At 58.1% G+C, this 2,776-nt stretch carries 3 protein-coding genes and 1 pseudogene; all 4 read right to left on the bottom strand.

Going from position 1 to position 2,776, the window contains the following annotated elements; translation table 11 throughout:
- A pseudogene (locus Q0341_RS04705) lies at nt 1–271 on the bottom strand (outer membrane protein assembly factor); the annotation flags it as partial.
- Between the two features lie 32 nt (nt 272–303).
- Nucleotides 304–1,488 (bottom strand): VWA domain-containing protein, encoded by a 1,185-nt coding sequence (locus tag Q0341_RS04700; RefSeq protein ID WP_299510906.1) that lies wholly within the window; start codon nt 1,486–1,488, stop codon nt 304–306.
- Nucleotides 1,482–2,111, bottom strand: a complete 630-nt coding sequence (locus tag Q0341_RS04695) for a GNAT family protein (protein ID WP_299510905.1) — start codon at nt 2,109–2,111, stop codon at nt 1,482–1,484. Before Q0341_RS04695 ends, Q0341_RS04700 begins: the two co-directional genes overlap by 7 nt.
- A 60-nt stretch (nt 2,112–2,171) precedes the next feature.
- The coding region (locus tag Q0341_RS04690) for a MoxR family ATPase (RefSeq protein ID WP_299510904.1) at nt 2,172–2,776 on the bottom strand (605 nt) is incomplete at its 5' end.

Genomic DNA, 2,776 nt, shown 5'->3' with positions numbered 1-2,776 from the left:
CCTGCACATCGGCATCGCGCAGCAAACGGGTCAACTCGGTTTCGTCCAGATCGCTCAGGCTGCGGTAGCGTTGCAAGTCCAGGTGCTGAGCCAAAAAAGCGCTGATGGCTTTGTCGCTGCTGCGTACATCCAGCACAAAGGCTTGCTGTGCGGGGGGCTCAATGGGCTTGACGGCAGGGGTTGCTGTTGAGGCAGGTGGCACTTCGGCTTGTGCCCTGGCAGGTCCAAGGGCTGCTGCCCAGAGCGCAGCCAACAGCAAGGCCCAAGCCATGCGCGATATGCAAGCGGGCCGCGCAGGCCGCCTCATTTGCTCAGCAAACGCATCGCATCTTCCAGCCCCTTGAGGGTCAGCGGGTACATGCGGTTGCTCATCAGTTGCTGGATGATGGAGATGCTCTGGCGGTATTGCCACACGCCTTGGGGTTCGGGGTTGATCCAGGCGAACTTGGGGAAGGTGTGGGTCAGGCGTTGCAGCCATTCGGCCCCGGCTTCCTCGTTGTTGTATTCGACGCTGCCGCCTTTTTGCAAAATCTCGTAAGGGCTCATGGTGGCGTCCCCGATGAAGATCAGCTTGTAGTCCTTGTTGTACTTGCGCAGGATGTCCCAGGTGGGGAATTTTTCGGCATAGCGGCGCTTGTTGTTCTTCCACATGAAGTCGTAGACGCAGTTGTGGAAGTAATAAAAATCGAGTTGTTTGAATTCGGTCTTCACGGCTGAGAACATTTCTTCCACCCGCGCAATGTGTTCGTCCATGGTGCCGCCCACGTCCATGAGCAGCAGCACTTTCACATTGTTGTGGCGCTCCGGGCGCATCTGAATGTCCAGATAACCTGCATTGGCCGCTGTTTTGCGGATGGTGCCGTCCAAGTCGAGTTCGTCTTGAGAACCTTCACGCGCAAAGCGGCGCAGGCGGCGCAGCGCCACTTTGATGTTGCGCGTGCCCAGTTCCTGCTGGTCGTCATAGTCCTTGTAAGCGCGCTGCTCCCAGACCTTGATGGCGCTTTTGTTGCCACCCTTGCCGCCAATGCGGATGCCCTGTGGGTTGTAACCGCCATTGCCAAAAGGTGAGGTGCCGCCGGTGCCGATCCATTTGTTGCCACCTTCGTGCCGCTCTTTTTGTTCTTCGAGGCGCTTCTTTAAAGTGTCCATCAACTCGTCCCAGCCCATCTTCTCGATGGCGGCTTTTTGCTCGGGCGTGAGTTCTTTTTGCAGGATTTTTTCAAGCCAGTCGAGCGGCACTTCTTTGGTGAAGTCGGTCAGCATCTCCACGCCCTTGAAGTAAGCGCCGAAAGCCTTGTCGAACTTGTCGAAGTGCTTCTCGTCCTTGACCATCACGGTGCGTGCCAGGTGGTAGAAATCGTCGATGCCGCAAGCGTCTGAGGCCGGGCCGACCACGTTGGCCTGCAGGGCTTCAAGCAGCGTCAAGTACTCGCGCACCGAGACGGGCAGTTTGGCGGCGCGAAGGGTGTAGAAAAAATCGATCAGCATGGCCGGGGTTCCTCGGTTCTGGTGCGGCTCAATTGAAAGTCGAGGTGGGTGCGCACATTGGGCCATTCTGTGGCAATGATGCTGTAAACGCAGGTGTCGCGCAGTGCGCCAGCGCCCAAAGGGTGGGTGTTTATTTGGTGGCTGCGCAAAATGCCGTCCAGTTTGGCCCCCAAGCGCTCAATGGCGCGGCGGCTTTGCTGGTTGAAGAAGTGGGTGCGAAACTCTACCGCGATGCATTGGAGCTGTTCAAACGCGTGAGCCAGCAGCAAGCGCTTGGCTTCGGTGTTGAGAGGGCTGCGCTGCAAGCTTTTGCGGTACCAAGTGGAGCCAATTTCAACCCGGCGGTGGGTCGCATCGATGTTCATGTAGGTGGTCATGCCCACGGCTTGGCCTGTGGCCGGGTCGATCACGGCAAAGGGGCACATGCTGCCTTGGGTTTGCAACTGGAGCCTGCGCTCGATTTCAGCCGCCATGCCTTCGGGTGTTGGAATGGCGGTGTACCAGAGTTGCCACAGCTCACCATCTCGCACTGCCGCCACCAAGTCGTCGTGGTGGGCCAGCGTCAGCGGCTCCAGCCGAACGTGCGGGCTGCTCAAGGTGGTGGGCTCTGCAAAAACGGTCATCGTCGCTCAATCCTTCGGGCGCTGTTCCGGGAGGGGCTGTTGTGCAGAAGGCTTTGGACTTCAGCGGTTGCGCTGGTTCATGAAAACCAGCTTTTCAAACAGCGTCACGTCTTGCTCGTTTTTCAGCAGTGCGCCCACCATCGGGGGCACCGACACTTTTTGGTCGGCGCTTTGCAAGGCCTCCAGGGGAATGTCTTCGGCCACCAGCAGTTTGAGCCAGTCCAGCAATTCGCTGGTGGAGGGCTTTTTCTTCAGGCCGGGCAGGCCGCGCACGTCGTAAAAGGTCTTGAGCGCAAGGGCCAGCAGGTCTTTCTTGAGCGTGGGGAAGTGCACATCCACGATCTGGCGCATGGTGTCCGCTTCGGGGAACTTGATGTAGTGGAAAAAGCAGCGGCGCAAGAAAGCGTCGGGCAGTTCTTTTTCGTTGTTGGAGGTGATGAACACCAGCGGGCGGGTCTTGGCCTTGATGAGCTGGCGCGTCTCGTAGCAATAAAACTCCATGCGGTCGATCTCGCGCAGCAAGTCATTGGGGAATTCGATGTCGGCCTTGTCGATCTCGTCGATCAGGATGGCCACGGGGGTTTCCGAGGTGAACGCCCGCCAAAGTACACCTTTGATGATGTAGTTCTCGATGTCTTTGACTTTTTCTTCGCCCAGCTGGCTGT

This window comes from uncultured Limnohabitans sp. (genome assembly GCF_937889215.1).
Lineage (GTDB): Bacteria > Pseudomonadota > Gammaproteobacteria > Burkholderiales > Burkholderiaceae_C > Limnohabitans_A.
The sequence above is the reverse complement of the archived record's forward strand: the minus strand, read 5'-3'. Positions and strand labels throughout refer to the sequence as shown.

Coding starts and splice junctions, on each gene's coding strand:
- Q0341_RS04700 (WP_299510906.1), bottom strand. CDS start 1,488: ATGCTGATCGATTTTTTCTACACCCTTCGCGCCGCCAAACTGCCCGTC.
- Q0341_RS04695 (WP_299510905.1), bottom strand. CDS start 2,111: ATGACCGTTTTTGCAGAGCCCACCACCTTGAGCAGCCCGCACGTTCGG.